Below are 22,418 nucleotides of genomic sequence, written 5' to 3' on the forward strand. Positions count from 1 at the left end.
CCGCATTGACGTCGGAGACCTGACGGATGGGTGGCCTCGGCCCCGGTATCGGCGGCTTTGAAATCCTGGTGATCGGCATCGTGGCCCTGCTTGTGGTGGGGCCAAAGGATTTGCCCTTGCTCATGCGCAAGATCGGCAAGGTGATGGCCCGCGCCCGCGCCATGGCCAATGAGTTCCGCTCGAGCTTCGACGAGATGGCGCGCCAGTCCGAGCTGGACGAGCTGCGCAAGGAGGTCCAGGCGCTCCGGACCGGTCAGGGCATGGTCCCGCTGGGGGCCGAGGCCGACGCCGCTTTCCGTGAAATCCGTGACGACCTGAACCGTCCGCTGGACGAGCCGGTCATGCTCGCCGCGCCGGACGAATGGCCCGACAGCCCGCCGTTGACGGCGCCGCTGGAGGCCGAGGCCCCTCCCGCACCTAAAGCAAAGGCGAAGGCCGCAACCACAACCCGCGAGACCACGAAGAAAGCTGCCGCCGCGCCACCGGCCTCCATCAAGACCGCCAGCGGCAAATCCCGGCCCATCCGCGCGAAAAAGGTCGACCTGTGACCCGGCTCGACACCGACGAGGATGAGATCGAGGCGTCGCGTGCGCCCCTGATGGATCATCTGATCGAGCTGCGTGGACGGCTCGTCATCTGCGTGGTCGCGTTCGTCATCGGCTTCCTGGTCTGCTTCTATTTCGCGGAGCCGTTGTATATTTTTCTGGTCAAGCCGTTCGCGGCGGCGGCGGCCTTCCACCAGTCGGTCGGGCCCGGCGGGCAGGTCTCGCCGCTGGACCTGATCCTGGGCACAGCGGGACTCAAACCCCTGCCCGGCGTGGACGGCCAGACGGTCAACCTGATCTACACCGCGCCGCTGGAAATCCTCTTCACCAAGATGAAGCTGGCAGGCTTCGGGGCCATCGTCGTGGCCTTCCCCGTGCTGGCCTGGCAGTTGTACCGGTTCGTGGCCCCCGGCCTGTACCGCAATGAGAAGGGCGCCTTCCTGCCCTTCCTGCTCGCGGCGCCGCTGCTGTTCCTGCTGGGCGCGGCTCTGGTCTATTTCGTCATGCTGCCCTTCGTCATGTGGTTCTCGCTGAGCCAGCAGATCACCGGCGGCGGCGTCACCGCGGAACTGCTGCCCAAGGTGTCGGACTATCTGAACCTGGTCACCGCCCTGCTGCTGGCCTTCGGCCTGTGCTTCCAGTTGCCGGTGGTGATGACCCTGCTGGGACTGGCGGGCATCATCTCGTCGAAGGTCATGGCCGAGGGTCGCCGCTACGCCATCATGGCCGTAGTCGTGGTCGCCGCCGTCGTCACCCCGCCCGATCCGATCAGCCAGATCATGCTCGCCGTCCCGCTGGTGCTGCTCTACGAAATATCGATCTGGTGCGTGCGTCTGATCGAGTTCCGCCGGAAGAAGGCGGACGCGGCTGAGGGGCTGACCTGAATCCCCCGGATCGACCGGAACCACGACCGAGCGTAGCCGTTTGCATGGGGTTCCCATTCAGGAGTCCGACATGACCATCCGCCACACGCTGACCGCCGTCGCCGCGCTCGGCGCCATCGCCTTCGCCACCGCAGCCTGCACCCCGGCTGACAACGACGCCGACGCCGCCCGCGACACCGATACGACGACGGTCATCGAGCGCGAAGTCCCGGCCGCACCGGTGGTCATCGAGCGTGAAGTCGCCGTCCCCGGCCCGCCCGTGGTCATCGAACGCGATCGCCGCGACGGCGACAGCACGACGGTCCGCGCCGGCCGGGACGGCATCGAGGTCGAGACCACCAACCGCTAGACCGCAAAGCTGGAGAACGAAAAAGGCGCCGGACGGAATCCCGTCCGGCGCCTTTGACTGTCCAGCCTCAGCCGCCGGTCAGCAGCTGTAGTACATGTCGAACTCGACCGGGTGCGGGTGCAGTTGCAGGCGCATCACCTCTTCCATCTTCAGCTCGATGTAGCTGTCGATGAAGTCGTCATCCATGACGCCGCCCTTCTTGAGGAAGGCGCGGTCCTGGTCGAGGGCGTCCAGCGCCTCCTTCAGCGAACCGCAGACCTCGGGGATCGAGCCGCGCTCCTCCGGCGGCAGGTCGTAGAGGTTCTTGTCGGCCGGCGCGCCCGGATCGATGCGGTTCTCGATGCCGTCGAGGCCGGCCATCAGCAGGGCGACGAAGGTCAGATAGGGGTTGCCCATCGGATCGGGGAAGCGGGCTTCAATACGCTTGGCCTTGGGCGAGTTGACCCAGGGAATCCGGATCGAGGCGGACCGGTTGCGCGACGAATAGGCCAGTTTCACCGGGGCTTCGTAGCCGGGGACCAGCCGCTTGTAGGAGTTGGTGGTCGAGTTGGCGAAGGCGTTGATGGCCTTGGCGTGTTTGATGATGCCGCCGATGTACCAGAGACAGAGATCCGACAGGCCGGCGTATTTGTCACCCGCGAACAGCGGCTTGCCGTCGCGCCAGATTGACTGGTGCACATGCATGCCGGAGCCGTTGTCGCCGAAGGTCGGCTTGGCCATGAAGGTGGCCGACTTGCCGTATGCGGCGGCGACATTGTGGATGACGTATTTGTAGAGCTGCAGACGGTCGGCCATGGTCAGCAGGTCGCTGAACTTCAGGCCCAGTTCGTGCTGCGCCGGGGCGACCTCATGGTGGTGCTTCTCGGGCTGCATGCCCAGATCGCGCATGACGCCCAGCATCTCGCCGCGCAGGTCCTGGGCGCTGTCGGTCGGATTGACCGGGAAATAGCCGCCCTTGTGCGTCGGGCGATGGCCCATATTGCCTTCGGAATATTCGGCGCCAGTGTTGGCCGGCAGCTCGATCGAGTCATAGGCGTAGCCGGTGTCGTGCGGGGCGGTGCTCCAGCGCACGTCGTCGAAGATGAAGAACTCGGCTTCGGGGCCGAAGAAGACGGTGTCGCCCACGCCCGAGGACTGGACATAGGCCAGGGCCTTCTTGGCCATCGAGCGGCTGTCGCGGTTGTAGGGTTCGCCCGTGTCGGGGTTCAGCACGTCGCAGAACAGGAACATCGTCGTCTGTTGGTAGAAGGGATCGATCCAGAAATGGGTCAGGTCCGGCTTGAGCAGCATGTCGGACTCATTGATCGCCTTCCAGCCGGCGATCGAGGAGCCGTCGAACATGGTCCCTTCCTCGAGGAACTCTTCATCGACCAGGTCGATGTCGAAGGTGACGTGTTGCATCCGACCCTTGGTGTCGGTGAAACGGAGATCGACGTATTTCACGTCCTTCTCCTTGATCTCCTTGAGAATCTTGCCGGCGCTCATGTCTTGTGGATCCTGTCTAGCGGGGGGAGGAGGAAAAACGGCCGCGCCCCTTGCGGAACGGCCGGTGGATGGTGGGCTATACGGCCTGTGCGCCGGTTTCGCCGGTGCGGATGCGGATGACGTCGAGGACGTCGGAGATGAAGATTTTGCCGTCGCCGATCTTGCCGGTGCGGGCGGCGGCCTGGATGGCGTCGACAACCGAGTTGACCATGTCGTCGGAAACCACCACCTCGATCTTGATCTTGGGCAGGAAGTCGATGACGTATTCGGCGCCGCGGTAGAGTTCGGAATGACCCTTCTGGCGACCATATCCCTTGGCCTCCAGCACCGTCATGCCCTGCACGCCCGCGTCCTGGAGCGCTTCTTTTACTTCATCCAGCTTGAAAGGCTTGATGACGGCTTCGATCTTTTTCATCGGCGATCCCAGGCGGGCCATTTCGTGCCGCACACTTGGACCGCAAGGGGACATTGCATTGCACAATAAGGCAAGTGTTTTTCCTCCTGAGTCGCCATCCGTGAACGGAGGTAAGCCGGTATGACCCGCCCCGCCCTGCCCGACTGGCGCGCGACCCTGCCCTGGCCGGGAGTCGATGCGCACAAGCACGCGCGCGGGCGGCTGGGCGTTGTGTCCGGCAAGGCTGCCCAGACCGGCGCGGCGCGGCTGGCGGCCCGGGCGGGACTGAGGATCGGCGCGGGCGTGGTGCGCATCCTGTGCCCGCCGGATGCGATGGCGGTGATCGCACCGGCCATCGAGGCGATCATGCTGACCCCGTTCGGCTCGGACGAGGCCTTGGCGGAAGCCGCCGCGAACCTGGACGCCGTCGTCATCGGTCCGGCCGCCGGGATCAATGACGCCACCCAGGCCAATGTCCGCGCCCTGGCCGGAACGGGCGCGGCGCTGGTCGTGGACGCCGACGGGCTGACCGTGTTCGAGAGCTGGCCCGAGGACCTGTTCGAGGTGCTGGACCGCGACGACGTCCTGACCCCGCATGAGGGCGAGTTCCGCCGGCTGTTTCCCGGTCTGCTGGAGCAGGGTCGGGAGGCGGCGGCGATCGAGGCGGCGAAACGGGCCGGCGCGGTTGTGGTGCTGAAGGGTGCGGCGACGGTCATCGCGGCGCCGGACGGGCGGCTCAGCGTCAATGACAACGGCACGCCCTGGCTGGCGACGGCCGGCAGCGGCGATGTGCTGGCGGGGATGATCGCCGGGCTGATGGCGCAGCGGATGGACAGTTTCGACGCGGCCCGCGCGGCGGTGTGGATGCACGCCGAGGCGGCGCGGGGGTTCGGCCCCGGACTGATCGCCGAAGACCTGCCGGACCGGATCCCGGCGGTGCTGGCGGCGCTTTATGAGACGAGATAGTTCATTCCGCTCATCCCGGCGAATGCCGGGATGCATTCAATTCGTCACCGAACCGGCCTATCTGCACGCAACGCCGCCGGAGCCGCTGTCTTGCTGATTATTCTGTCACCGGCCAAGCGGCTGGATTTCACCGAACCCGATCCCGGCCTGCCCGCGAGCGAGCGGCGCTTTCTTGAGGACACCGCCTCCCTGGCCCGGACGGCGCGCGGCCGCACGGTGGCCGAGCTGCGCCGGCTGATGAGCATTTCCGACGATCTGGCGCGCCTGAACCGCGAACGGTTCCAGGCCTTTGACGCCGAGTCGACCGACGGGGTGCAGGCGGCCTTCGCCTTCGCCGGCGACGTCTATGAGGGGCTGAAGGCGCGGGAGCTCGACGCCGCCGGTCTGGCCTTCGCCCAGGACCATGTGCGCATCCTGTCGGGCCTGTACGGCCTGCTGCGGCCGCTGGATCGCATTCAGCCCTATCGGCTGGAGATGGGGACGCGATTGAAGACCCGGCGCGGGTCCAGCCTGTACGACTTCTGGGGCGACCGGATCGCGAAACAGCTGAACGCCGACGCCGAGGGGCACGGCCGGCGCGCGCTGGTGAACCTGGCCAGCCAGGAATATTTTGGCGCCGTTGACGCCCGGGCGCTGAAACTGCCGGTAGTGACGCCGCATTTCCGCGAATCGAAGGACGGCGAGAGCCGGATCATCTCCTTCTTCGCCAAGAAGGCGCGCGGCGGCATGGCGCGGTTCGCCATCGATGAACGGATCGATCAGGCCGAAGAGCTCAAGGCCTTCGACCGCGATGGTTATCGCTTTGACAAGGCGGCCTCGAGCGAGACAGAGTGGATATTCATCAGGTCAGGAAATTAATCCCGACTGTCGCCTTCGCAAGCGCGAACAGCTAGGCTGGCGGCGCAAGACTGACGGACGGACGAGACCCCTATGTTCCAATGGCCCAAACGCGGTGACGGCTCTGAGACGGCGAGCGAGCCCTTCCGCGACATCGGCGACCTGAAGGGTCAGGTGGCGGTGATCTCGGGCTCGACCTCGGGCATCGGCCTGGCCTTCGCCCGCGCCATCGCCTCGCGCGGCGGCGATGTGGTGCTGAACGGCCTGGGCGACCCGTCCGAGATCGAACGCACGCGGTCGGAGCTGGAAGCCAGTTGCGGCGTGCAGGTGCGCTATCATGCCGCCAACATGCTGCGCGGCGACGAGGTCGCCGACATGGTCGCCTACGGCAAGCACCAGCTGGGCCGGGTCGACATCCTGATCAACAACGCGGGCGTCCAGCACGTCGAGGCGGTCGAGAAATTCCCGTCCGACAAGTGGGAACAGATCATCGCCGTCAACCTGTCCTCGACCTTCTACGCCACCCGCGCGGCGATCCCGATCATGAAGGCGCAGGGGCGCGGCCGGATCATCAATGTCGCCTCGGCCCACGGCCTCGTCGCCAGCCCGTTCAAGTCCGCCTATGTCGCGGCCAAGCACGGCGTGATCGGCTTCACCAAGACGGTGGCGCTCGAAGTCGCCCTGGACGGCATCACCTGCAACGCCATCTGCCCCGGCTATGTCGAGACGCCGATCGTCGAGAAACAGATCGCCGACCAGGCCCGCGCACGCGGCCTGTCGAAGGAGGCGGTGCTCAAGGAGGTCATCCTCGGCTCGCAGCCGACCAAACGGTTCGTCACGACTGACGAACTGACCGGGATGATGCTCTATCTGGTCAGCGACCTCGGCGCCTCGGCGAATGGGGCGAGCTTCTCGATCGACGGCGGGTGGACGGCGCAGTAGCGCCTACCCGACGAACCCCGCCGCCCGTCGCAGCCGGTCGTTGATCGCCTCGCCCAGCCCGTGCGGCGGAATCGGCGATACCGCGATCCCCGTCGGCCGCTCGCGGTCGGCCTCGCGTAGTCGGCGGAACAGGTTGGCCGCCGCTTCGCGCAGGTCGCCGGCGGCGCTCAGGCTCCAGCGCGGGTCGCCGACGCCGGGGCCGAAGCCGAGCAGGATTTCACCCGGCCGGGCCGCCTCCGCCTCGATCCGCACCGGCGCGTCTGGCGCATAATGCAGGGCCATCCGGCCCGGGGAGCGGTGGCCCTCCCCGTCCCCTTGTCCGAATCTGGCCAGCGGGCCGACGACGGCCTCGATCTCCTCGCGGGTGACCGAGCCGGGGCGCAGCAGGGATACCCGGCCGTCCAGCACCGACACCACCGTGCTCTCCACACCCACCGCGCAGTCGCCGCCGTCGATCAGGACCCCCGCGAACGTCCCCGTCTCCTCGACCGCGTCGGCGAAGGTGGTGGGGCTGGGGCGGCCGGAGCGGTTGGCCGAGGGCGCGACGACGGGGCGGCCGAAGGCGGCGATGATGGCGCGGGCGCGGGCATGGCCGGGCACGCGGACGGCGACGCTGTCCAGACCGGCGCGGGCCAGATCGCAGACCCGGTCACGGTCGCGGAGGGGGGCTACGATGGTCAGCGGTCCGGGCCAGAAGGCCTCGGCCAGCGCACGCGCCTGCGCGTCGAACACGGCGACGGCCTCGGCCTGCACCGCGTCGGCGACATGGGCGATCAGGGGATTGAAGCGCGGCCGGCCCTTGGCCTCGAAGATGGCGGCGACCGCGACGGCGTTTCCGGCGTCGGCGGCGAGGCCATAGACGGTCTCGGTCGGAAGAATGACGAGGCGGCCGTCGGCAAGGGCGCGGGCGGCGTCAGCGTCGGACACAGTCAGGCGCGGCGCGCCTGAAGCGCCACCCGCACCGTCACCTGCCGTCCGACCAGCCTGTTCCAAGGCCCCGATGTCCCTATGCCGAAATCCGCGCGATTCAGGACGAACGCGCCCGTCAGATGCGCCCGGTCTCCGGTCACGCGCAAGTCCACGGGGAAGGCGACCGCACGGGTGATCCCCTTCATAGTCACCTCGGCGTGGGCGGTGTAGCGATCGCCACCGAGCGGCTCCAGCGCCCGCAGGTCGAACCGGATCTGCGGATAGCGGGCGGCGTCGAGGAAGGCGGGACCGGTGGCGCGGCGCGACGCCACGGCCGGCGACATCGCCAGCGAGGCTGACTGGACGACCACCGTGGCCCGTGTCCCCTCAGGATCGGTCGGATCGAAGACGATGTCGCCCCGCCAGTCGGCGAACCGGCCGCTGTGCGAGCCGCCGAAGGCCTGGACCGACATCTCGATGCGGGACGCGTCCCGATCGATCATCCACGGAATCGCGGTCGCTCCCGTCTGAGTCAACAGGGCCAGGACGGCGAAGGCCAGGACCGCGCGCCGCCTCACGGCCGCCGCGGAATCCACGGGATCATCCGGTGCAGGACATTGTCCCGGTCGACGAAATGATGCTTCAGCGCGCCGGCGATATGCAGGGCGATCAGGACGTAGAGCGCCTTGGCCGCCAGCTCGTGCATATCCATCAGGTCCCGCGCCATGTCGCGCCCGCCGTCAATGGGCAGCAACGGCCACGGGAACAGGCCGAACCACTGGATGTCGCGGCCGCCCGCGGACGAAGCCGCCCAGCCGACCAGCGGCATGCCGATCAGGAAGGCGTAGAACAGGACGTGGGTGGCCCGCGCCAGCAGCTTCCGCCACCGCGGCATTTCATCCGGCAGGGGGATGGCCGGATTGGCGATGCGCCAGCCGAGCCGGGCGAGCGTCAGCACCAGTATGGTCAGGCCCACCGATTTGTGGATCTGGACGAACTCGCGCGAGATCGGGCCGTCGGTCGCCTCATGCGCCCAGATCAGTGACACCTGGGTCACGACCAGGGCCGCGATCAGCCAGTGCAGGATCAGCGAGACGGTCGAGTAGCGGTTGCGCGGTTCAGCCATGACCTGCCCCAGAAGGATGAGAGGCAGCTTGGCCCACAGGGTCGCCTACGCCAAGCCGAGTCTTGCATGCCGCAATTTGCATACCCTTGCGGCAAGGCGGCATGAACGCGCATCAGACCGACAGCAAGGCTCGACCGCCATGACCTACCGCGCGCCCGTCCGCGATCTCGCCTTCACCCTTCAGGCCGTGGCCGGCATCGACCGGGTCGCGGCCACCGGCGCCTTTCCGGACTATGACGCCGACCTGATGGGCGCGGTGCTTGAGGCGGCGGCGCAGTTTTCCGAAGGCGTGCTGGCCCCGCTGAACCGGATCGGCGACCTGAAGGGTTCGACCTGGGTCAACGGCGCGGTGACCGCAGCGCCGGGCTTCGCCGACGCCTATCGCCAGTTCGCGGAGGGCGGCTGGACCGGCCTGTCCGCCCCGGCCCATGCCGGCGGCCAGCAGTTGCCCAAGGCGCTGGAGCTGGCGGCCTATGAGACGGTGCACGCGGCCAATATGGCGTTCGGCCTGTGCCCCATGCTGTCGCTGGCGACCATCGAGGCGTTGGAGAGCCACGGGACCGACCGTCAGAAAGAAGTCTATCTGACCCGGCTGGTCAGCGGCGAATGGACCGGGGCCATGGTCCTGACCGAACCGCAGGCGGGCTCGGACCTCGGCGCCCTGACGGCCACGGCGACGGCGAACGGCGACGGAACCTACAGCCTGACTGGCCAGAAGATCTTCATCACCTGGGGCGACCACGACGCCACCGACAACATCATCCACATGGTGCTGGCCCGCCTGCCCGATGCGCCCGCAGGACCCAAGGGTATCAGCCTGTTCCTGGCCTCAAAATTCCTCGTCAACGACGACGGCTCGCTCGGCGCGCGCAACGGGTTCCGCGCCGTCGGCGTCGAGCACAAGCTGGGCATCCACGCCTCGCCGACCTGCGTCATGGCCTATGAGGGCGCGGTCGCCGAACTGGTCGGCCAGCCCAATCAGGGCCTAGCCCATATGTTCGTGATGATGAACGCCGCCCGCCTGGCCGTCGGAGTCGAGGGCGTCGGCATCGCCGAGCGGGCGTATCAGCATGCCCTCGCCTATGCGGGCGAGCGGCGGCAGGGCCGGTCGGTCTGGAGCGGCGAGGCCAACGCCCCGATCGTCGACCATCCGGATGTCCGCCGGATGCTGGCGGTGATGAAGGCCAGGATCGCCGCCGCCCGCGCCATCTGCCTGTCGACCGGCGTCGCGGCCGATCTGGCGAAGCACGCGGCGGCGGAAGAAGACCGCCGCCGCTGGAAGGGCCGCGAGGACCTGTTCACCCCCATCGCCAAGGCGTGGTCGACGGATGTCGGCTGCGACGTCGCCTCCATGGGGGTGCAGATCCACGGCGGCATGGGCTTCATCGAGGAGACCGGCGCGGCCCAATACTATCGCGACGCCCGCATCACCCCGATCTATGAAGGCACCAACGGCATCCAGGCCATGGACCTGGTCGGCCGCAAGCTGTCGCAGGACGGCGGCCAGTCGGCGCGCGACCTGATCGCCGACATGAAGGCGACCCTGGCGGTGCTGCCGCGCCTGTATTCCGGCAAGCCAATTGACGCCTTCGCCGAAGGCGTCGCGGCCGTTGAGCAGGCCACCGCCTGGCTGCTGGAGCGCAAGGGCGCGGCGGACGGTGCGGCGGATGTGCTTGCGGCCGCGGACGCCTATCTCAAACTGGTCGGCGATGTGGTGGGCGGCTGGATGCTGGCCCTGGGCGCCGTTTACGCCCGTGACCAGCTGGACGGCGGCCAGGGCGACCCGGCCTGGCTGGAAGGCAAGATCACACTGTACGAGGTCTATGCCGCCAATGTGCTGGGCGGCGCGGCGAGCCGGATGGCCGCCGTGCGTCAGGGTGGGGCCCTGCTGGAGCGGATGAGCGCGGACGTGCTGGCGGGGTAGGACAGCGCGCTTGTCATCCCGGCCGAAGCGAAGCGGAGAGCCGGGACGATGTGCGCAGTCGGTTTGGGCCTCCCGGAAATCGCGACAGCGATTGTCCGGGAGACAGGCAGCCGTCGCACCATGTCCTGACCTGTCTCCCGGATAGCTGCTGACGCAGCTTCCGGGAGCATGAAACGGGCACGCTTAAGCGTCCCGGATCACCGCTTCGCGGCGTCCGGGATGACAAGGCGTCCAGTCCCGATCAGATGTGGATCACCCGTCCCCAGGCGTCCAGCGCCGCCTCGTGCATGGCCTCTGACATGGTCGGGTGCGGATAGACGATGCCGTGGATGTCTTCTTCGGTCGCTTCCATGGCGATGGCGGTGACGAAGCCCTGGATCATCTCGGTGACCTCGGCGCCGATCAGATGGGCGCCGATCAGCGCTCCGGTCTTCGCGTCGAAAATGGTCTTGACGAAGCCGTCGGTGTCGCCCGAGGCGATGGCCTTGCCGTTTACCTTGAACGGGAAGCGACCGATCCTGACATCCAGCTTCGCCTCGCGCGCGCCCTGTTCGGTGATCCCGACCGAGGCGACCTGCGGCTGGGCGTAGGTGCAGCCGGCGATGAGCGAGGTGACGTTCGGCGTCTTGTATCCGGCGATGTATTCGGCGGCATGGATGCCTTCATGGCTGGCCTTGTGCGCCAGCCAGGGCGCGCCGGCGCAGTCGCCGATGGCATAAAGGCCGGGCAGATTGGTCTGGCAGTGGCCGTCGATGGTGATGTGGCCGCGGTCCATGTTGACGCCCAGCGCCTCCAGCCCGATGCCGTCGGTGTTGGCGGTGATGCCGACCGCCGAGATGCAGACCTCGGCGTCGAGGATCTCGGCCTTGCCGGCGGTTTCGATGGCCACCTGGACGCCTTTGCCACCCCTGGACACCTTGGTGACCTTGCAGCCGGTGCGGAATTTCAGGCCGCGCTTCTCGAACGACTTCTGCGCCGCCCTGGACACCTCCTCGTCCTCGACGGGCATGATGCGGTCGACCATCTCGACCACCGTCACCTCGGCCCCGAGGGCGCGGTAGAAGCTGCCGAACTCGATGCCGATGGCGCCCGAGCCGATGACGACGATGGAGGCGGGCATGGCCTTCGGGGCCATGGCCTCGCGATAGGCCCAGATCCGGTCGCCGTCGGCCTCAAGTCCGATCTGCGGAATGGCCTTGGCGCGGGCGCCGACGGCCAGCATGACCGCCTTCGCCTCGACCGTGCGCGAGCCGCCGGCCTTGAGGGCGATGACCACCTTCGGCGCAGCGGCGCCCTTCTCCAGCTTGGCCGAGCCCTCAATGACCTCGATCTTGTTCTTCTTCATCAGAAAGCCGACGCCGGCGTTCAGCTGTTTGGCCACGCCGCGCGAACGGGCGATGATGGCGGCGAAGTCAAAACCAACCTTCTCTGCCGACAGGCCGTAGTCCTTCAGATGCGACAGGCTCTCGTATTTCTCGCCCGACTTGAGCAGGGCCTTGGTCGGGATACAGCCCCAGTTCAGGCAGACGCCGCCCAGGTTCTCGCGTTCGACGATGGCGACCTTCTGGCCCAGCTGGCTGGCGCGGATCGCGGCGACATAGCCGCCGGGGCCCGAACCGATGACGATGAGGTCGAATTCAGCAGCCATGTCAGATCAGCTTTTCGATGTCGGCCGCGATGGCCGAGGGTTCGACCTGCGGGGCGTAGCGGGCGATCACCTGCCCCTCCCGGTTCGTCAGGAATTTGGTGAAATTCCACTTGATGTCGCGGCTGCCGAGGAAGCCCTTTTTCTGGCTGGTCAGCCAGGCGTAGAGCGGGTGGCGGTCGGGGCCGTTGACCTCGACCTTGTCGAACATCGGGAAGTCGACGCCATAGGCGGTGGAGCAGAAGCTGGCGATCTCGGCGGCCTTGCCGGGCTCCTGGGCGCCGAACTGGTTGCACGGGAAACCCAGCACCTGGAACGGTTTGTCCGTATACTGACGATGTAGCGCCTGCAACCCCGTATACTGGCCGGTGAAGCCGCATTTCGAGGCCGTGTTGACGATCAGCAGCGCCTGACCGCGATACTGCTCCAGCGCTGCCTTGGCGCCGTCGATGGCCGTGGCGCTGAAATCGTAGACTGAAGTCACACCACGTCTCCGATCAGGCCAGCATGGTCACGGGATCTTCGATCATCGCCTTGAAGACCTGCAGGAATTTGGCCCCGATGGCGCCGTCCACCACGCGGTGGTCGCAGGTCAACGTGACTGTCATCACCGTGGCGACAGCCAACTGGCCATTGACCACGACGGGCCGCGGCTCACCGGCGCCGACGCTCATGATGGCGCCCTGCGGCTCGTTGATGATCGAGGCGAACGACTGGATGCCGAACATGCCGAGATTGGAGACCGAGAAGGTGCCGCCCTGGAACTCATCAGGCTTCAGCTTGCGGTCGCGGGCGCGTTTGGCGAGGTCCTTGGACTCCGTCGCGATCTGCGACAGGGACTTGGTCTCGGCCGCGCGGATGATCGGGGTGATCAGGCCGCCGTCGATGGCCACAGCCATCGCCACATCGGCGTGGTGGTGCATGGCGATGCCCTCGGGCGAATAGCTGGCGTTGGCCTCGGGCACGGCCTTCAGGGCCATGGCGCTGGCCTTGATGACGAAGTCATTGACCGAGACCTTGACCCCGTCCTTCTCAAGCAGGGCGTTGACCTTGACCCGGGCGGCCAGCAGGCCGTCGATGCGGCAGTCGATGGTCAGGGGGAAATGCGGCACATCGCGGAAGCTGTCGGTCAGGCGCCGCGCGATGGCCTTGCGCATGCCATCCAGCGGGACGAGGTCGTAGCTGCCGTCGGCAATGCCCATCTGGGCCAGTGACTGGACCTTGCGGGGCTCGCCAGAGGCGGCCGGGGCCGATGCGGCGGCGGGTCTGGCCGCGCCGGTCGGGGCGCCTTCGAGGTCGCGTTTGACGATCCGGCCGTGCGGGCCGGTGCCCTTGACCACGGACAGGTCGATATTGCCCTGGGCCGCGAGGCGGCGCGCCAGCGGCGAGGCGAAGACGCGGGCGCCGTCAGCTTTCGCGGCAGGTACGGGAGCCTTGCCCCCCTCCCCCGCTTCGCGGGTACTCCCCCCGGCGGGGGGAGACGGCGCGGGTGATTGTCCCCCCGCCGGGGGGACCGAAGCCTGCGGAGCAGGGTTCGAGGAGGGCTTGGCAGCCGCCCCGCCCTCGTCCTTCAACCGCGCGATCGGCGTATTGACCTTCACGCCTTCGGAGCCTTCGGCCACGAGGATTTCGGTGATCTCGCCCTCGTCGACAGCTTCGACCTCCATGGTCGCCTTGTCGGTCTCGATCTCGGCGATCACGTCGCCCGCCTTGACCGTGTCGCCGACCTTGACGTGCCATTTGGCCAGCACGCCCTCTTCCATGGTGGGCGACAGGGCGGGCATCAGGATGTCGGTCATTGCACGCTCCCGGTCGGTTCCTCGGCCACGGTCGCCACCTCCGGGCCGTTCAGTACGTCGGAAATGCCGGCGAGAATCTTGTTGTAGGCCTGCTTCTCGTCATGGCCGTGCCGGACGTTATAGCCGTGGGCCATATGTTTGGCGGCCAGGGCCAGCACCTGACCGAACTGGCGCGGATCATTGAAGGCCGGCTTGACCGACATGACCGGCTCGCCCTTCGACCACCAGATGCGCAGGATCTCGACCGCCTGGGCGTCGGCGGCGACGCTGTCGGGGGTCTTGAGCTGGAACTCGTCAGGCTGGCTCATGCCATCACCGCCCGGACGGCCTTGACGATCTTGTCCACGCCCGGCAGCGACAGGATTTCGAGATTGGCGGCGTAGGGCAGCGGCACGTCTTCCTGGTGCACCCGCATCGGCGGGGCGTCGAGGTAGTCGAAGGCGTGTTCGATCACCCGGGCCACGACCTCGGCGCCCACCCCCATCGGACCCCAGCCTTCCTCGGCCGAGACCAGACGGCTGGTCTTCTTGACGCTCTCGACGATGGTCTCGTGGTCGAGCGGACGCAGGGTGCGCAGGTCGACGACCTCGCAGGAGACGCCCTCTGCGGCCAGTTGTTCGGCGGCCTGAAGCGCGAAGCCGACCATGCGGCTGTGGGCGGTGATGGTGACGTCAGTCCCCTCGCGGCGGACTTTCGCCTTGCCGATCGGGACCAGCCAGTCCTCGACCCCATCCTTCGAGGATTCTGGCACGTCAAACTCCAGCCCGTACATCATCTCGTGCTCGAGAAAGACGACCGGGTTGGGGTCGCGGATGGCCGACTTCAGCAGGCCCTTGGCGTCGGCGGCGTCATAGGGGGCGATGACCTTCAGGCCGGGGACCTGGGCATACCAGGCCGAATAGTCCTGGCTGTGCTGGGCGCCGACGCGGCTGGCGGCGCCGTTGGGGCCGCGGAAGACGATGCTGGCGCGGATCTGGCCGCCCGACATGTACAGGGTCTTGGCCGCCGAATTGATGATGTGGTCTATCGCCTGCATGGCGAAGTTGAAGGTCATGAACTCGACGATCGGCTTTAAGCCCGCCATGGCCGCCCCGACGCCGAGGCCGGCGAAGCCGTGCTCGGTGATCGGGGTGTCGACGACGCGCTTGTCGCCGAACTCCTGCAGCAGCTCGCGGCTGACCTTGTAGGCGCCCTGGTACTGGGCGACCTCCTCGCCGATCAGGAAGACGGTCTCGTCGCGCCGCATCTCCTCGGCCATGGCGTCGCGCAGGGCGTCGCGGATGGTCGTCTTGACCAGTTTGGCGCCGGCGGGGATTTCGGGGTCTTTCAGTGCGGCGGCGGGCGCCCCTCCACCACCCTTCGGGTGGTCCCCCTCCCCATGCTCCGCACGGGGAGGAGACGCGACGACGGCCGTCTCCTCCCCGTCCGCGCTTGCGGATGGGGAGGGGGACCGCGAAGCGGTGGAGGGGCTCTTGGCCACAGCGCCTTCTTCACCCGCCAGACGGGCAATCGGCGTGTTGACCTTCACGTTCTCCGAGCCCTCGGCGACGAGGATTTCAAGCACCTCGCCCTCGTCGACGGCCTCGACCTCCATGGTCGCCTTGTCGGTCTCGATCTCGGCGATAACGTCCCCGGCCTTGACCGTGTCGCCCGCCTTGATGTGCCATTTGGTCAGCGTGCCCTCTTCCATCGTGGGCGACAGCGCCGGCATGAGAATGTCGGTCACGCTGAGGCCTCCACATAGACGTCGGTGTAGAGCTCGGACGGGTCCGGCTCCGGGCTTTCCTGGGCGAACTGAACGGCTTCGGCGACGATGGTCTTGATCTCGGCGTCGATGGCCTTGAGGTCGTCCTCGGTCGCGCCGGCCTGATCCAGCAGCATCTTCACATGGTCGATCGGGTCGCGGGTCTTCTTGACCTCGTCGACCTCTTCCTTGGCGCGGTATTTGGCCGGATCGGACATCGAGTGACCACGATAGCGGTAGGTCTTCATCTCCAGGATGAAGGGGCCGCCGCCCTCGCGGGCGCGCTTGACCGCCCGGGCCACCGCATCGCGCACGGCCAGCACGTCCATGCCGTCGACCTGTTCGCCGGGGATGCCGAAGCTGGAGCCGCGTTCGCTCAGTTGGGTCGTGGACGAGGAGCGTTCGATGCTCGTGCCCATGGCGTACTGGTTGTTCTCGATGATGTAGATGGCCGGCAGCTTCCATAGCTGGGCCATGTTGAAGCTCTCATAGACCTGGCCCTGGTTGGCCGCGCCATCACCGAAATAGATGAAGGCGACCGAGTCATCGCCACGGTACCGGCCCGCGAAGGCCAGACCGGTGCCCAGCGCCACCTGCGCCCCGACGATGCCGTGACCGCCGTAGAAGCCGGTGGCGGTATCGAACATGTGCATCGACCCGCCCTTGCCCTTGGACGATCCGCCGATGCGGCCGGTCAGCTCGGCCATGACCGCTTTGGGGTCCATGCCGGCGCACAGCATATGGCCGTGGTCGCGGTAGCCGGTGATGATCTTGTCGTGGCCCTGGCGCACGCTCTCCTGCACGCCGACGGCCACGGCCTCCTGGCCGATGTAGAGGTGGCAGAAGCCGCCGATCAGACCCATGCCGTAGAGCTGGCCCGCGCGCTCCTCAAAACGGCGGATCAGCACCATCTCGCGATAGAAGCGCAGCAGGTCCTCTTTGGACGCTGTCGGCGTGTTGGGAATCTTTTTGGACGCAGTCTTCGCGGCGGGGGCTTTCGCCATCCGTCATCTCCCGGCTGGGCCCCGTCGTCAGGACCTCTTGTCGTTACGGAAAGGGGCTTTAGCAGCCTTCGTTCCCGAAAGGCAAAGCCGGTCAGACGCTGTAACGAAAGTTCACGCCGCTGGCGCGGAACCGCCGGTCGCGGCGGGCGCCGAGACCCGGATGACATAGTCGCGCGGGTCGGCGAAGCCGAGCACGGCGCGGGCGCGCTCTTCCAGCAGGTCGCGGGACAGGCTGTCGGTGCGCAGATAGCGGACCCGCACCTCGAGGTCGCGCCGCTGTTCCATGATCCCGGCCAGCTGGGCCGCACGCCGGACCATCAAGGAATCCCGCTCATGCCCGCTCAGCAGGCCGCGCTGACCCGTCAGGGCCTGCACGCCCAGATAGACGACGAGCAACAGCAATATGGCGGAGGGGAAATACGGCTTCATCCGTTCGGGCACTAAGGACGCTCCTTCTGAGCGTGAACTCTTGATTGATGAGTTCTGACCGAAAATGCCTAACGAACCGTAGCTTGGCGGTAAGATTTGGCGCCGCCTCACCTTTTTCCGACCTAGCGGTTCAGCAGCATGCCATCGCCGAAATAGGCGCCCTGATCGCCCAGCATCTCCTCGATGCGGAGCAGCTGGTTGTATTTGGCCGTGCGGTCAGAGCGCGCCAGCGATCCGGTCTTGATCTGTCCGCAGTTGGTGGCCACGGCCAGGTCGGCGATGGTCGAATCCTCGGTCTCGCCCGAACGGTGGCTCATCACGGCGGTGTAACCGGCGCGGTGGGCCATATCCACGGCGTCAAGAGTTTCGGACAGGGTCCCGATCTGATTGACCTTTACCAGAATAGAGTTGGCCAGGCCCTCGCCGATACCGGCGGCCAGACGGGCCGGGTTGGTGACGAACAGGTCGTCGCCGACGATCTGGCAACGGTCGCCCAGACGCTCGGTCAACATCCGCCAGCCGTCGAAATCATCCTCGGCGCAGCCGTCCTCGATGGAGACGATGGGGAAGCGTTCGCACAGGTCGGCGAGGTAGTTGACCATGGCCTCGGCCTCGAGCGTCTTGCCCTCCCCGGCCATGGCGTATTTGCCGTCCTTGAAGAATTCCGTGGCCGCGACGTCGAGGCCGAGGTGGAAATCCTCGCCGGCCAGATAGCCGGCCGCCTGCCCGGCCCGGGTGATGAAGCTGAGCGCCTCCTCGGCCGAGGCGAGGTTGGGGGCGAAGCCGCCCTCGTCGCCGACATTGGTGTTGTGGCCCGCGTCCTTCAGTTGTTTGCGCAGGGCGTGGAAGATTTCCGACCCCATGCGCAGGGCTTCGGAGAAGCTGTCCGCCCCGGTCGGCAGGATCATGAACTCCTGGATGTCGATCGGATTGTCGGCATGGGCCCCGCCGTTGATGATGTTCATCATCGGGGTCGGCAGGATCCGGGCCGAGACGCCGCCCAGATAGCGATGCAGCGGCAGGCCCGAGGAGATGGCGCTGGCCTTGGCGCAGGCCAGGGACACGCCGAGAATGGCGTTGGCGCCCAGACGACCCTTGTTCTCGGTGCCGTCGAGGGCGATCAGGGCCTCGTCGATGCGGCGCTGGTCCTCGGCGTCCATGCCGCTGAGGGCGTCGAAGATCTCGCCGTTGACGTTGTCGACGGCCTTGCCGACGCCCTTGCCGCCCCACAGGTCCTTGTCGCCGTCGCGCAGTTCGACCGCCTCATGCGCGCCGGTGGACGCGCCCGAGGGCACGGCGGCGCGGCCGAAGCTGCCGTCATCGAGGATCACATCAACCTCGACCGTCGGATTGCCACGGCTGTCGAGTATCTGGCGGGCGACGATGTCGGCGATGTCAGTCATGGGAGCGTAAGTCCGGATTCAGGGGCGATGCCGCCCGTTTAGCCCGCACGCCGGCAAACGCCAACCGGCAGGTCGGGCAAGACGCGAATTGCTCCCGACCGAGCTTTCGGGCACCGTCGTTCGCTGACTTGCAGGGGACGGCATACCGCCGCGTCTTCACCCGGGGAATTTCGCCATGATGCGCCTTCTCGTGACATCGGCTCTTGTGCTTTCAGTGGCTGTTCCGGCCGCTGCCGCGCCGCCGCGGCCGGAAACCCGCCAGCAGTGCGTCGCCGCGGTCCTTCGTGAAACCGCCAATCTACGGCCGGTGGTTCGCCACATCGTGCGTGAGCGTCTGCTGCCCCGCTGCATGCGCCTGCCGGACGGTCGCGCAGGGTAACCCCGAGTTCCGGCGCGAGGCCAGACGCCAAGCGCCTCAGAGGCGGCTCTCGACATACTGGATGCTGGGCCCGCCGGCGGCCACGTGCTCAACCAGTCCGCTCGTGCCCACATGGTAGGCGATGCCGCGCGCCGCCGGGTTCTCGACATAGCCTGCCGCGCCGCCGACGCTCCAGGTGGTGATGTATTCGGCCGGGGCCTCGGCGTATTTGTGCGGCGAGACGTGCGCCAGCGGTCCGTAGGCGGCCTTGATCGCTGTGGCCGCGTCGCCGACGCCGAATCCCCGGTCGGTCTTGAGGGTAGAGCCAGTGCGAAGCCAGATGCTGGTCAGCACGCCGTCCTCGACCATGACCATCAAGCCTTGGGGTGCGCGGGCGGGATGGAAGATATCGCAGGACTCGGGGTCTGGCCCACCCACCGCCGCGGGGCTGGAATCGGGGCCGAAAGCCGTCTCCACCTCAGCGCGGGTCATTCCGATGCGCAGAAGTCCGAAGCCCTGGGCGGTCAACACGTCCGCGGCGGGCGGGGTTTCGGCCCGCGGAGCGGGTTCGGGCGCAGGCGCCGGCTTGGTCTCGGGCGCTCCGCAAGCGGCGAGCGCGAGGACGGCGGTGGTCAGCAACAGGCGGCGGATCATGGCGCAACTCCTTGAGGTCGGAGCTGTAACGCACGAAAACGGCGCGCGGTGAACCGCGCGCCGTCATTCCATCTACCACCGGAGTGGATAGGCCTAGTCTTCCTTGGGCGTCAGAACCTGGCGGCCGCGATAGGTGCCGGTCTTCAGGTCGATGTGGTGCGAGCGGCGCAGCTCGCCCGTGTCCTTGTCCTCGACGTGCGGGTTGGAGCCCAGCGAGTCGTGGGCGCGGCGCATGTTGCGACGCGAGGGCGATACTTTGCGCTTCGGAACGGCCATGTCCGTCTCAATCTTCTCAAGGGTGGCGCCGGCGGAGGCGCGAAAACAACAGCGGCGGCCCGAAAGAGCCGCCTGCGAGGGCGGGCTTATGCCTCAACCCGGCCCGGAGTTCAAGCGGGAGCTTGTCCCGCGCCCTTCGCCGACCGTTCCACGCGCGACAGGGCGTAGTAGAGGCTGTCCTTCCACACGCCGCCGACGTTCCATGTGCGCGCCGCAAAGCCCGTGCGGACGAAGCCCAGCCGCTCCAGCAGCCGAATCGAGGCGGCGTTCTCCGGATCGACGTCGGCGGTCAGGGTCTCGAGGTCGCGGGTCCGGAAAACATGGTCGATGGCGGCGCCGACGGCCTCGGCGGCCAGCCCCTGCCCCCAGGCGTCGGGGTGCAGGATGTAGCCGACGTCGGGCAGGTTCCAGAAGCCGGCCTTGCCGATGACCCGGCCGTCCAGTTCGACCACGAAGTCGGGATGGTCAGGGCCATTGGCGATCATGCCGTCCAGCCAGGCCTTCGTCTGCTCCACCGTCTCGTGCGGCGGCGTCGACCACCAGAGGGTGGCGCGGGGGTCGGACAGGACGGCGTGTATCGCCTCCAGATCGTCCGGGCGGGCGGAGCGCAGGATCAGGCGGGGCGTGCGGATTTCCACCGGTCAGGCCAGTTCGTGTTCCATGACGATGAAATACAGGTCGTCCCGTTTGGGCAGGCCGAAGCGCGGGTCGCCATAGGGGAAGGGCAAGGTGGCCCCCGTCGGGCGATAGCCGAGCCGCTCGTACCAGGCGATCAGGGTCTCCCGCTGCGGGAAGACCGAGATGCGCACGCGGCGGGCGCCGAAACGATCGGCCAGGGCTGCATGCGCCGCCTCGACCAGCCGGCGGCCCAGACCGCCGCCCTGCAGCGTCGGGCGGATCGACAGCATGCCGAAATAGCCGGTCCCCTCGCCCCGGTCGGCGATCAGGACGCAACCCACCAGTTCCTCGTCGCGCCATGCGGTCAGCAAGGCCTGCTTCGGGTCGGCGAGGATGTCGGCCAGGTCGTCGGGATCGGTGCGCTGACCGTCCAGCAGATCGGCCTCGGTCGTCCAGCCCGCCCGCGAGGCCTCGCCGCGATAGGCGCTCTCGATCAGGCCGTGCAGGGCCGGAATGTCGGCCGTCACGGCGTCGCGGATGGTGATCTCAGTCATGGGCCAGCATTTCGCCGACCGCCTCGCCGATCGCAAGGGAGCTGGTCAGGCCGGGGCTTTCGATGCCGAACAGGGCGACCAGACCGTCGAGGCCGTGGACGTCGCGGCCATCCAGCCGGAAATCCGGCTGCGGCTCGCCCGGCCCGTGCAGCTTGGGCCGAATGCCGGCGTAGTCGGGGGTCAGGGCGCCGTCGGGCAGGCCGGGCCAGAAGCGGCGGACATAGCCCTCGAACTCGGCGGCCTTGGCGGCGTCGACCGAATAGTCCTCGGTCTCGACATAGACGAGATCGGGCCCGAACACGGCCTGTCCGCCCAGGTCCTTGCGGTAGTGGGTGCCGAGCGCGCCGGGGATCGGGGGCGGATAGATCAGCCGCTCGAACGGCGCCCTGCCGGTCAGGCGGAAATAGACCCCCTTGCCGAAATGGCCCGGCGGGATGCGGTCGGCGGGATAGCCCTCGATCCGGGCCGCCACGGCCTGGGACGCCAGCCCCGGCGCCGTGACCAGCAGACGGGTGGTCAGGGTGGCGCCGCCCTCCCCTCCGGCGGCAACGGTGAACCCACCGCCCGGCAGTGGCGTCGCCCGCTCGAATGGCGTCGAAACGACGACCGAACCGCCGGCCTCACCAATCTCGCCCTCGAGGGCCAGCATATAGCCGTGGCTGTCGAACACCCCGCTCCCGGGCGACAGGATGGCGGCGTGGGCGTTGAGGCCCGGCTCCAGCGCGCGGGCCTGGGCGCCGGTCAGGTGTTCGAGCCCCTCGACGCCGTTGGCGGTCGCCTGGACGAAGATGGCCTCGATCCGCTCGACCTCGGCCTCATCCGTGGCCACGACCAGCTTGCCGCATTTGCGGTGGTCGACCTTGTGGCTGTCGAGGAAGGCGTAGAGCGCCCGCCGCCCCTCGACGCAGAAGCGCGCCTTCAGCGAATCGGTCGGATAGTAGAGGCCGCCGTGGATGACCTCGGAATTGCGCGACGACACGCCCTGGCCGATGTGGGGCTCCTTCTCGAGCACCAGCACGGACAGGCCCCGCTTCGCCAGCGCCCGGCCGCAGGCGAGGCCGACCGCGCCGGCGCCCACCACCGTCGCGTCGAAGTCGAAACTCACGTGCCCCCCTGAGGCGATTGGGGTCCGTAGAGATGGCCCGCCCGCGCCTCGAAACAGATCATCAGCTTGCTGACGGCGCGGTCGAAATTGGCGTGCAGCATGGCGTCGAGAATCCGCGACTTGAAGGCGAAGTCGATCATGAACTCGACCCGGGCCCCGGCAGGGTCAGGGAAGAATTCCCAGCGGTTCTTCAGGTGTCTGAACGGTCCGCGGATCAGGCCGACCTCGACCATGGGACGATTGCGGTCATGCCGGACCCAGGTCGAGAATCGCTCCTTGAGAAAGGAGAAGCCGACGGCGGCCTCAGCGTCGATCAGGCTGACTCCGGGCGCCTCCTCGCGCGGGCTCCAGGTCCGCATGGCCGTCACCCAGGGCACGAACTCGGGATAGGCCCGCACGTCGGCGACCAACTCGGCCAACTGGGTCGGGGTGTAGGGCAGGATTTTTGTGACGCGGTGGACGGCCAGG

26 protein-coding genes are annotated in these 22,418 nt (G+C 67.6%); 7 read left to right on the forward strand and 19 right to left on the reverse strand.

What is annotated here, in order from left to right:
• Nucleotides 1-26 precede the first annotated feature (26 nt).
• The 3 genes from tatB to ACTIEW_RS07810 all read left to right on the forward strand — a co-directional run bounded on the left by tatB (nucleotide 27) and on the right by ACTIEW_RS07810 (nucleotide 1,778).
• The gene (gene tatB, locus ACTIEW_RS07800; RefSeq protein ID WP_439477345.1) at nucleotides 27-548 is read left to right on the forward strand and encodes a Sec-independent protein translocase protein TatB; all 522 of its coding nucleotides are present in this window, start codon (nucleotides 27-29) and stop codon (nucleotides 546-548) included.
• Complete coding sequence (gene tatC, locus ACTIEW_RS07805) at nucleotides 545-1,429, forward strand: twin-arginine translocase subunit TatC (protein ID WP_439477346.1); 885 nt, start codon at nucleotides 545-547, stop codon at nucleotides 1,427-1,429. The genes tatB and tatC overlap by 4 nt, the downstream gene beginning before the upstream one ends.
• A gap of 70 nt (nucleotides 1,430-1,499) precedes the next feature.
• Nucleotides 1,500-1,778, forward strand: a complete 279-nt coding sequence (locus tag ACTIEW_RS07810; protein ID WP_439477347.1) for a hypothetical protein — start codon at nucleotides 1,500-1,502, stop codon at nucleotides 1,776-1,778.
• A gap of 78 nt (nucleotides 1,779-1,856) precedes the next feature.
• Here the strand turns inward: ACTIEW_RS07810 and glnA are convergent, their stop codons facing one another.
• Nucleotides 1,857-3,263, reverse strand: a complete 1,407-nt coding sequence (gene glnA / locus ACTIEW_RS07815) for a type I glutamate--ammonia ligase (RefSeq protein ID WP_439477348.1) — start codon at nucleotides 3,261-3,263, stop codon at nucleotides 1,857-1,859.
• A gap of 76 nt (nucleotides 3,264-3,339) precedes the next feature.
• Nucleotides 3,340-3,678: a P-II family nitrogen regulator gene (locus ACTIEW_RS07820; RefSeq protein WP_439477349.1), complete on the reverse strand. Its 339-nt coding sequence runs from the start codon at nucleotides 3,676-3,678 to the stop codon at nucleotides 3,340-3,342.
• Between the two features lie 120 nt (nucleotides 3,679-3,798).
• On the opposite strand from ACTIEW_RS07820, the gene ACTIEW_RS07825 reads away from it, so the two are divergent.
• The 3 genes from ACTIEW_RS07825 (at nucleotide 3,799) to ACTIEW_RS07835 (ending at nucleotide 6,402) form a co-directional block, all read left to right on the forward strand.
• Entirely contained in the window at nucleotides 3,799-4,623 is an 825-nt protein-coding gene (locus ACTIEW_RS07825) for an NAD(P)H-hydrate dehydratase (RefSeq protein ID WP_439477350.1), read from the forward strand.
• A gap of 90 nt (nucleotides 4,624-4,713) precedes the next feature.
• A complete protein-coding gene (gene yaaA, locus ACTIEW_RS07830; protein WP_439477351.1) occupies nucleotides 4,714-5,481 on the forward strand; it encodes a peroxide stress protein YaaA in 768 nt (255 codons plus the stop codon).
• A 72-nt stretch (nucleotides 5,482-5,553) separates the two neighbouring features.
• The gene (locus ACTIEW_RS07835; protein WP_439477352.1) at nucleotides 5,554-6,402 is read left to right on the forward strand and encodes a 3-hydroxybutyrate dehydrogenase; all 849 of its coding nucleotides are present in this window, start codon (nucleotides 5,554-5,556) and stop codon (nucleotides 6,400-6,402) included.
• Between the two features lie 3 nt (nucleotides 6,403-6,405).
• On the opposite strand, the gene ACTIEW_RS07840 is transcribed toward ACTIEW_RS07835, so the two are convergent.
• The 3 genes from ACTIEW_RS07840 to ACTIEW_RS07850 are packed head-to-tail and all read right to left on the reverse strand — an operon-like array spanning nucleotide 6,406 to nucleotide 8,437.
• Nucleotides 6,406-7,335: an L-threonylcarbamoyladenylate synthase gene (locus tag ACTIEW_RS07840; RefSeq protein WP_439477488.1), complete on the reverse strand. Its 930-nt coding sequence runs from the start codon at nucleotides 7,333-7,335 to the stop codon at nucleotides 6,406-6,408.
• Nucleotides 7,332-7,907 (reverse strand): YceI family protein, encoded by a 576-nt coding sequence (locus ACTIEW_RS07845; RefSeq protein ID WP_439477353.1) that lies wholly within the window; start codon nucleotides 7,905-7,907, stop codon nucleotides 7,332-7,334. The genes ACTIEW_RS07840 and ACTIEW_RS07845 overlap by 4 nt, the downstream gene beginning before the upstream one ends.
• On the reverse strand, nucleotides 7,886-8,437 hold the full coding sequence (locus ACTIEW_RS07850) for a cytochrome b (RefSeq protein ID WP_439477354.1): 552 nt from the start codon (nucleotides 8,435-8,437) through the stop codon (nucleotides 7,886-7,888). The genes ACTIEW_RS07845 and ACTIEW_RS07850 overlap by 22 nt, the downstream gene beginning before the upstream one ends.
• A gap of 139 nt (nucleotides 8,438-8,576) precedes the next feature.
• Between ACTIEW_RS07850 and ACTIEW_RS07855 the strand changes: the two genes are divergently transcribed.
• The gene (locus tag ACTIEW_RS07855; protein WP_439477355.1) at nucleotides 8,577-10,361 is read left to right on the forward strand and encodes an acyl-CoA dehydrogenase; all 1,785 of its coding nucleotides are present in this window, start codon (nucleotides 8,577-8,579) and stop codon (nucleotides 10,359-10,361) included.
• Between the two features lie 241 nt (nucleotides 10,362-10,602).
• Here ACTIEW_RS07855 and lpdA read toward each other — a convergent pair whose 3' ends face one another.
• The 14 genes from lpdA to ACTIEW_RS07925 all read right to left on the reverse strand — a co-directional run bounded on the left by lpdA (nucleotide 10,603) and on the right by ACTIEW_RS07925 (nucleotide 22,417).
• Nucleotides 10,603-12,009: a dihydrolipoyl dehydrogenase gene (lpdA, locus tag ACTIEW_RS07860; protein WP_439477356.1), complete on the reverse strand. Its 1,407-nt coding sequence runs from the start codon at nucleotides 12,007-12,009 to the stop codon at nucleotides 10,603-10,605.
• A 1-nt stretch (nucleotide 12,010) separates the two neighbouring features.
• On the reverse strand, nucleotides 12,011-12,490 hold the full coding sequence (locus ACTIEW_RS07865; RefSeq protein WP_439477357.1) for a glutathione peroxidase: 480 nt from the start codon (nucleotides 12,488-12,490) through the stop codon (nucleotides 12,011-12,013).
• A 13-nt stretch (nucleotides 12,491-12,503) separates the two neighbouring features.
• A complete protein-coding gene (locus ACTIEW_RS07870) occupies nucleotides 12,504-13,805 on the reverse strand; it encodes a pyruvate dehydrogenase complex dihydrolipoamide acetyltransferase (RefSeq protein WP_439477358.1) in 1,302 nt (433 codons plus the stop codon).
• Nucleotides 13,802-14,113, reverse strand: a complete 312-nt coding sequence (locus ACTIEW_RS07875; RefSeq protein WP_439477359.1) for a DUF5076 domain-containing protein — start codon at nucleotides 14,111-14,113, stop codon at nucleotides 13,802-13,804. Before ACTIEW_RS07875 ends, ACTIEW_RS07870 begins: the two co-directional genes overlap by 4 nt.
• On the reverse strand, nucleotides 14,110-15,531 hold the full coding sequence (locus tag ACTIEW_RS07880; RefSeq protein ID WP_439477360.1) for a pyruvate dehydrogenase complex E1 component subunit beta: 1,422 nt from the start codon (nucleotides 15,529-15,531) through the stop codon (nucleotides 14,110-14,112). The genes ACTIEW_RS07875 and ACTIEW_RS07880 overlap by 4 nt, the downstream gene beginning before the upstream one ends.
• Nucleotides 15,528-16,553, reverse strand: a complete 1,026-nt coding sequence (gene pdhA / locus ACTIEW_RS07885) for a pyruvate dehydrogenase (acetyl-transferring) E1 component subunit alpha (RefSeq protein WP_439477361.1) — start codon at nucleotides 16,551-16,553, stop codon at nucleotides 15,528-15,530. The genes ACTIEW_RS07880 and pdhA overlap by 4 nt, the downstream gene beginning before the upstream one ends.
• Nucleotides 16,554-16,664: 111 nt before the next feature.
• A complete protein-coding gene (locus ACTIEW_RS07890) occupies nucleotides 16,665-16,982 on the reverse strand; it encodes an FtsB family cell division protein (RefSeq protein WP_439477489.1) in 318 nt (105 codons plus the stop codon).
• A 122-nt stretch (nucleotides 16,983-17,104) separates the two neighbouring features.
• Nucleotides 17,105-18,385, reverse strand: a complete 1,281-nt coding sequence (gene eno / locus ACTIEW_RS07895; protein ID WP_439477362.1) for a phosphopyruvate hydratase — start codon at nucleotides 18,383-18,385, stop codon at nucleotides 17,105-17,107.
• 415 nt (nucleotides 18,386-18,800) lie between these two features.
• Nucleotides 18,801-19,397 (reverse strand): hypothetical protein, encoded by a 597-nt coding sequence (locus tag ACTIEW_RS07900; protein WP_439477363.1) that lies wholly within the window; start codon nucleotides 19,395-19,397, stop codon nucleotides 18,801-18,803.
• A 93-nt stretch (nucleotides 19,398-19,490) separates the two neighbouring features.
• Nucleotides 19,491-19,673: a 50S ribosomal protein L32 gene (rpmF, locus tag ACTIEW_RS07905; protein ID WP_123286562.1), complete on the reverse strand. Its 183-nt coding sequence runs from the start codon at nucleotides 19,671-19,673 to the stop codon at nucleotides 19,491-19,493.
• A 110-nt stretch (nucleotides 19,674-19,783) separates the two neighbouring features.
• Nucleotides 19,784-20,311 carry a GNAT family N-acetyltransferase gene (locus tag ACTIEW_RS07910; RefSeq protein WP_439477364.1) on the reverse strand — a complete coding sequence of 176 codons (528 nt, stop codon included), beginning with the start codon at nucleotides 20,309-20,311 and terminating at the stop codon, nucleotides 19,784-19,786.
• Nucleotides 20,312-20,314: 3 nt separating this feature from the next.
• Nucleotides 20,315-20,845: a GNAT family N-acetyltransferase gene (locus tag ACTIEW_RS07915; protein WP_439477365.1), complete on the reverse strand. Its 531-nt coding sequence runs from the start codon at nucleotides 20,843-20,845 to the stop codon at nucleotides 20,315-20,317.
• Nucleotides 20,838-21,950 carry an NAD(P)/FAD-dependent oxidoreductase gene (locus ACTIEW_RS07920; protein WP_439477366.1) on the reverse strand — a complete coding sequence of 371 codons (1,113 nt, stop codon included), beginning with the start codon at nucleotides 21,948-21,950 and terminating at the stop codon, nucleotides 20,838-20,840. Before ACTIEW_RS07920 ends, ACTIEW_RS07915 begins: the two co-directional genes overlap by 8 nt.
• Entirely contained in the window at nucleotides 21,947-22,417 is a 471-nt protein-coding gene (locus ACTIEW_RS07925; protein WP_439477490.1) for a type II toxin-antitoxin system RatA family toxin, read from the reverse strand. The genes ACTIEW_RS07920 and ACTIEW_RS07925 overlap by 4 nt, the downstream gene beginning before the upstream one ends.
• Nucleotide 22,418 lies beyond the last annotated feature (1 nt).

This window comes from Brevundimonas sp. (assembly GCF_051860745.1).
Taxonomy (GTDB): Bacteria; Pseudomonadota; Alphaproteobacteria; order Caulobacterales; family Caulobacteraceae; genus Brevundimonas.